Consider the following 5,843-nt stretch of genomic DNA (forward strand, 5'->3'; position numbering starts at 1 on the left):
GCTTTCATCAGTTTTATGTTCTTTCCTGCCTGTATTATACGACGGAATGGGCTAAAATCGTTCCCTCTATGCAAAGGCCCACAAGTGAGACACCGCTCCTACAACTTGGTTGCAGCTGCATCCAGGGCACGCAAGCACTCCCGTGCGGCCTCACGTACGCGGGGTGCAGGAGATTCAAGATAGAAAGTTGCCATCTCCGTCGCGCCTGCCTCATGCGCACTTCCCAGAATCAGTAAGATCGCCACAATGGCATCCTCGGTGATCCCTCGCGTGAGGCACAAAGCCAAGTACTCGCGTTGTGCCGTCAAGAGAGCCTGTGCCTCGGAGACTGTCATCCGGGGCAGGAGGCGTGCCAATGCCTCGCTCTCTGCCTGCTCCCAAGCTAGACGATCTTCCTCTTTCTCCATATACGGAACTTGCCGTGCGGCTTCTAGGAATTTGGGTACCAAACGAACTTCATTTACTCGTTCTAAGAGCCCCACAAGCGCCATTGTCGCATTTTGCTGTAGCAGAAGACTCTGAGACGGGCTAGTTATCTTCTCTATGTACCACCAGAACGCAACGAGTGCCTCCCATAAAAAAAACATCGTCCAAGCAAAATATTTTCCACGAATCAGCCAGGCCAAAGGCATTAGCACTATGGGTAACACAAAGGCCCTGCGCCTGGACGTCTGTTGCGATCTCTTCATTTCAGTCCGCAAAAGCCCAGTCAGCGCTTCCAAAGCCTCCCCAGTTTCCCAGCCTTCCGTGGCACGCTCAGGAAACGCCCAGGAGTGGCTGAGGCGTTCGCGAAGCTGTTCTTGCCGAGTAGTGGCATTATCTGAAGCACTTGACGCGGCAAGCGGCTTTTGGATCATCCGGCACGCTCCAAACAGCGCAAGCACTCTTCAGCGGCTTCCCTCACGGTCTCGCTTTCGTCGGGGTTGGTGACGAGGCGGCGGGCGTAGGGCTTGACGAAGATATCGCCTGCGGTTCCTAAGGCTAATAAAAGCGCGATCTGGAGCGCCTCACCAGGCCACTCGTCTTTTAGGCGTGCACGGAGCCAGCGCCGCTCGTCTTGGGTGAGTGTCTCTAGCTCCTCCGATGTGGCAGTGGCAAGGCGACGAGCAAGAGAGTCGTATGCCCTTCGACGCTCTCTTCCTAGCGATTCGACACTGGCAATCCATGTTCCTAGGGAGATCGTCCGTCCTCCATGCTCCAGCTGCACGAAAAGCTGCTGACGAAGCCATCGGGGACGCTGCGAATAGTCGCGGCCTAAGGAGAGAAGAAAGAAAAAGAAAGCCAGTCCAGTAATCACGCTCATCACACGCATCTCGGCTACCAATACACAAATTAATAGAATCGCAATGGGCAAGATCGCCAGTGCCTGCCAGCGGGCGCGGTGTGGCATTTCCAGAGCACGGTGGAGAGACTCGACGGCGGTTTCGGGCTCTTGTTGAGCCAGCCAGCGTGCAATATCTGCCTCAGTGTCTTTGAGGAGATCAGGTGGGCGATAGAGCTGTTGCTGGCTCATGGTTGTGTGGGGCGTGTGGGAAGCTGCTTTTGCGCCTTGGCAAGCTCACGGGCGAGCGCGGGGGAATCGTCGCTTTTTAGCAATGCCTTAGCGCTCTCATCGCCGTACTTTTCGACAAAGTGGCGTAAATGGAACCGATACCCCTGAAGGGCTAACACGGCATAATCCCGACGGAGGCTCTCGATGAGAAAAGCTTTCCAGCGCAACGTCAAAAAGAGCGTGAGGCGTGCACGAGGTGGCAGATTAGACTTGGCACGGCAGGGATCATCATAGCGCTGCGCCAATGTCAAGGCGGCATGAGGAGGAAGCAAGCACAAGAGTAGAGCAAAACGGGACGTGGCTTGGAGTCCCGTGACAGACTCGGGATAGGTCTCCTCAAGACGCGGATCATCCAGAAACGTCGCCAGTGCAGAGGCATCTAAAGCCGCAAGCGCAGTCCGAAGCGCCTCATTTTCCCAAGCCGCAGGTGCTAGTCCCGACGCAACTGCCTCCTGAACACGCCGAAGCGTATCCACACAAAACGCTTCCCACTCCTGCCAGGCCCGCTCTAGCGACGTTTCCATTTGCCTATTCTAGCGTGAAAATTCATACTTGGCGTGGGTCGTAGAAAAGCCTACAATCTAGGAAGCGATGTTTCAGCTCTAGTTTACTCCCCGATCCGACGACACGATCCAGCCGTACAAATGGACGTATCAGCTGTCGCTGGCGCACATCGAGGGCTGGCGTGATCTGGTCGCATCACGCTTTTGGTTCAGAGCGCACCACACCATGCCCCCCTCAATGCCACGGCAGCGACACTAGACGTTCGTCCACATCCCTGACATCTGATAAAGTAAGCTGTGGACTATTTTTCCTGGGGAATTGGACTCACCAAGCTCGTCTTAGTGCTTGCCAGTGTTGCTTCGGTCGCAATGATTATCGAGCGGCTCTGGACACTACATCGTGAAGGACGTGACGGCGAAGCTCGTGCACGACGTGCTTTTGTCGAGGGCAAGAAGCGCAATAACAGACGCCTTCAAGACTCTGTCGGGCGTGCGGTGACCCTAGAGACCTTGGAGCTTCAAAAAAACCTACCGTATCTGGCGACCATTGCCTCAACGGCTCCGTATATCGGGCTTTTTGGGACGGTACTGGGGATTCTGGATGCCTTTGGAAAGATCGCGCGGGCGGGGGGCGAGATGAACCCGGCGGTGATCTCGGGGAGCATCTCAGAGGCGCTGATCACCACCGCCATTGGGCTCGGTGTCGCCGTACCAGCGGCTATTGCCTATAACTTGCTGCTGGCACGTATCAATGCACTGAGCCTACGGATCGAGAACCGCGCCATGGAGGCGGCGGATAAAGTGAGCGCGAATCAAGAGGGGCAGCCGTGAACGTCGGAGGATCAGGATCATCGGGCCGAGGACGCTACGCCGCGCCACCGCTTGCGGAGATCAATATCGTCCCTCTGGTAGATGTCGTGCTGGTCGTCTTGATTATCTTTATGGTCACCATGAGCTTCAAGAAACCCCAGAAGCCCGATGGCAAAAGCGAGCCGGTTTTCTCTCTGCCCATCACTCTTCCGGCGGCAAGTGCCTCGAAGGCGGGAACGTCGCGTAGCTCGACTCTGGCGTGTGGGGTGGATAAAAACGGGCAGCGCTTTGTCGGCAACCAGCCCGTCACCACCGAGGTACTCTTGCTTAAAGTCCGCGAAGCCGCCAAAGACCCACAAGCCGCCGTGCGCATAGACGCCGACCGGGATGCCCCGTTCCAGAATGTCGTCGAGCTTGTCGAAGCGTGTCAGCTCGAAGGGATCCGAAATGTCCAGCTCCACACGTCCAATCCGCACTAGCGCCGCCCTCGCCCTCTCGCTCGGCCTGCACGCCCTGCTGATCGGCTTCGGTATCCTGTTGGGGCCAGGCTCCCCCACCCAGCCCAAGAGTGCGGAGGTGCGCAGCATTCTTGCACAGAAAAAGCTCGTCCAGCTCACCGAGATCGCCAACCAGCTGGAGGCACTTAAGAAGCAGCCCCTGCAAGAAACGCCGCCACCGCCCTCGGCTGCCCAGGCGCAACAGGCAATGAAAAGAGCGCTCTCGGACAGTCAAGATGCCCGTAAAGCGCTAGGGGCTCTGGAGCAGAGTGTCGGGAAGCCAGAGCTGGCCAGCAGAGCCTTCGAGGCGCTAAAGCAGCGCACCGAGCAGGCGCAAAAATCCCAGGCCGAGGCGTTTCAGGTGCTGGATCAGCGGCTCCAAGCCGCCGTACAAAAACCAGAGGCTATCGCGCTACGGGCTGCCCTCGCCAAACAAGTTGCCGCTCAGCTCGCCACCAAGCGTGCCGAAGAGCAGCAGAGACGCCTACCGCCACAGACCGACAAAGCGGGCCTTGAAAAGGCGCTTTCGCAGGCAAAAGCGGCGCACGACGAAGCCATTAAAGCCCTCGGAGAAGCCAAGCAGGAGCAAGAGCGCGCCCAAAAGTACGAGCGCCGCGCCCAGCAGAGCCAGCTTGCCAAAGCCCTGCGTGGCTCGTCGGGTGAGAGGCTAGATACGATGGAGGAGATCCTGCAGGCGGCGCAGAATGCCTCCGCAAAAGTAGAGGTGCTGGCAAAGTCTCTCGGGCTCCCGGTGGCAGAGAGTCCCCAAGGCGAAGGCAGTGGTGAGCCCGATCTCGACAAGCTTACTGCACGGGCACAGCGCCTGCTAGATCACGCGCAACAGCGCCCTGGGAGCCAGGCGGCGGCGTTTCTGGCGGCGGCGCAGCAGGGCAGCAAGCGTGCGGGAGATCTGACGGGGTTCATGGGCACCTCGGGAAAGCGCGACGGTGGCATTGTCCGGCGACGCGGCCCCGGCGAGCCGCGGGGAGGTTTTGAGACGGCTGCCCCAACCCTTAAGAGCGGCTTCGAGAAAAACGCCGTGGCAGGCCGCTCGCTGACCACACAAACCGGGCCGGGCGTCGGTGGTGCGGAGTGGATGTTCGTGGATAGCTGGTATGTTCTTGGCCCCTTTCCCAACCCGAACCGCCAGAACATCGACACAGCGTTTGGCCCTGAGAAGCTCCTCGACTTAGACGCAAGCTACCCCGGAAAAGACGGCAAGACGATCTCCTGGGCCTTTCACCAAGCGCAGTCCGCCGAGGTTCGCCCGCCCGTCTCTCAAGAGTACGCGGTCTACTACTTCTACACCGAGCTAAGCTTCGAGGAGGCGGGAGATCACTGGATCGCCATCGGCAGTGACGATAAATCCCATCTCTGGCTCAACGGCCAGACGGTCTGGGTCAGCTCGACCAACCTCAAGGGCTGGCAAGCGGGCGAGGGCCTGCGTCGGGTTCACTTTCAGAAAGGCAAGAACCGCCTGCTCCTCAGAGTCGAAAATGGCTGGCTCGGTGTCGGAGCCTCGCTGGTCATCCGCGTGCGTTAAACCGCCGGTTTACAGCTCGAACAAGCTCATCTGCTGCTTGGCATCTTCGGCGGCCTTGCGTTTTGCGCCAACAAGGGGCTTGGGACAGAGCTTCTCAAAGTCCTCCCCGATAGCGGCCTCTAAGCGGCTGGCAAACTTGTAGAGCTTGGTCTGGTAGTACTCGATGTCTTCGTCTTGGTTGTAGTTGTCGGCGGTAACAAGCGCTTTGTCGCCCTCGCGCTGGTAGATAATCGCATAGTCCCCCACGGTCAGGCCCACCATCGCTTCGGCGTTGCGCTTCTTGGCATCGCTAGTGAAGGTCTTATCCGTGACGCGCTCGCGGCGGGAGATCTGCTCGATACCAAGCGTGCGGTTCTCGATCGCCTCTAAGAGCTCTTTGTAGCGCGCCGAGAGCCCGGCTCTATCATCAGCGAGGAGAAAGTCCACGGCTTCGTAGAGGAATTTCTTGCCGAACTTCTCATCGGCGCGCGAACGGAGGCTAGAGCCTTTGAAGGTCTTCTTGCCCTCGTAGCTCACCAGCACGTAGTTCTTGGCCTTGAGCGAGAGCATCACTTCGTAGCGGCCATCAAAGGCGAGCCGGATTCCCTCAGGGAGCGTCGCGCCGATCTCGCCGATAAAGGCTTCCTCAACATCGAGGCCCGAGATTCCCGCAGGCGGCTGAAAATAAACGCCGTCAGTGTCGATCTCAATCACGGTCGCGCCACGGGTTTCCAGTTCCTCCGCGATCTGCTTGACGATCACCTGGCCAATCTCGGTCACTTTGGCGGCGGCGGTGTAGTCGTTGAAGTAGAACGGTGCGCCTAGATAGCCATAAAACGAGTTGATGAGCAGCTTATAGGAGCCCTGGAGGCCATCCCAGTAGGCCGAGGCGATCTGGTTCTGGGTGGCTTCGTACTCTTTCGCTTTTCGCTTTGCCATCAGGCGGCGGCGGGTCAGCT

At 58.5% G+C, this 5,843-nt stretch carries 7 protein-coding genes; 3 read left to right on the forward strand and 4 right to left on the reverse strand.

Translation table 11 applies throughout. The features are described 5' to 3' along the window. Positions 1-98: 98 nt before the first annotated feature. The 3 genes from AC1XOS_RS18730 to AC1XOS_RS18740 all read right to left on the reverse strand — a co-directional run bounded on the left by AC1XOS_RS18730 (position 99) and on the right by AC1XOS_RS18740 (position 2,076). A complete protein-coding gene (locus tag AC1XOS_RS18730; protein ID WP_481963741.1) occupies positions 99-449 on the reverse strand; it encodes a hypothetical protein in 351 nt (116 codons plus the stop codon). A gap of 404 nt (positions 450-853) precedes the next feature. Continuing rightward, positions 854-1,513 carry a hypothetical protein gene (locus AC1XOS_RS18735; RefSeq protein WP_481963742.1) on the reverse strand — a complete coding sequence of 220 codons (660 nt, stop codon included), beginning with the start codon at positions 1,511-1,513 and terminating at the stop codon, positions 854-856. After that, positions 1,510-2,076, reverse strand: a complete 567-nt coding sequence (locus AC1XOS_RS18740; RefSeq protein WP_481963743.1) for a hypothetical protein — start codon at positions 2,074-2,076, stop codon at positions 1,510-1,512. Before AC1XOS_RS18740 ends, AC1XOS_RS18735 begins: the two co-directional genes overlap by 4 nt. Before the next feature lie 276 nt (positions 2,077-2,352). On the opposite strand from AC1XOS_RS18740, the gene AC1XOS_RS18745 reads away from it, so the two are divergent. Genes AC1XOS_RS18745 through AC1XOS_RS18755 form a run of 3 tightly spaced genes read left to right on the forward strand, consistent with a single transcriptional unit; the run spans position 2,353 to position 4,905 of the window. Further along, on the forward strand, positions 2,353-2,886 hold the full coding sequence (locus AC1XOS_RS18745) for a MotA/TolQ/ExbB proton channel family protein (RefSeq protein WP_481963744.1): 534 nt from the start codon (positions 2,353-2,355) through the stop codon (positions 2,884-2,886). Further along, positions 2,883-3,344 (forward strand): ExbD/TolR family protein, encoded by a 462-nt coding sequence (locus tag AC1XOS_RS18750; protein ID WP_481963745.1) that lies wholly within the window; start codon positions 2,883-2,885, stop codon positions 3,342-3,344. Before AC1XOS_RS18745 ends, AC1XOS_RS18750 begins: the two co-directional genes overlap by 4 nt. Then, positions 3,313-4,905, forward strand: a complete 1,593-nt coding sequence (locus AC1XOS_RS18755; RefSeq protein WP_481963746.1) for a hypothetical protein — start codon at positions 3,313-3,315, stop codon at positions 4,903-4,905. The genes AC1XOS_RS18750 and AC1XOS_RS18755 overlap by 32 nt, the downstream gene beginning before the upstream one ends. Positions 4,906-4,914: 9 nt before the next feature. Here AC1XOS_RS18755 and AC1XOS_RS18760 read toward each other — a convergent pair. Continuing rightward, positions 4,915-5,843, reverse strand: a 929-nt coding sequence (locus tag AC1XOS_RS18760) for a DNA polymerase domain-containing protein (RefSeq protein ID WP_481963747.1), incomplete at its 5' end; no start/stop codon positions are given.

Source organism: Armatimonas sp. (genome assembly GCF_964826245.1).

Coding starts and splice junctions, on each gene's coding strand:
- AC1XOS_RS18735 (WP_481963742.1), bottom strand. CDS start 1,513: ATGAGCCAGCAACAGCTCTATCGCCCACCTGATCTCCTCAAAGACACT.
- AC1XOS_RS18740 (WP_481963743.1), bottom strand. CDS start 2,076: ATGGAAACGTCGCTAGAGCGGGCCTGGCAGGAGTGGGAAGCGTTTTGT.
- AC1XOS_RS18755 (WP_481963746.1), top strand. CDS start 3,313: ATGTCCAGCTCCACACGTCCAATCCGCACTAGCGCCGCCCTCGCCCTC.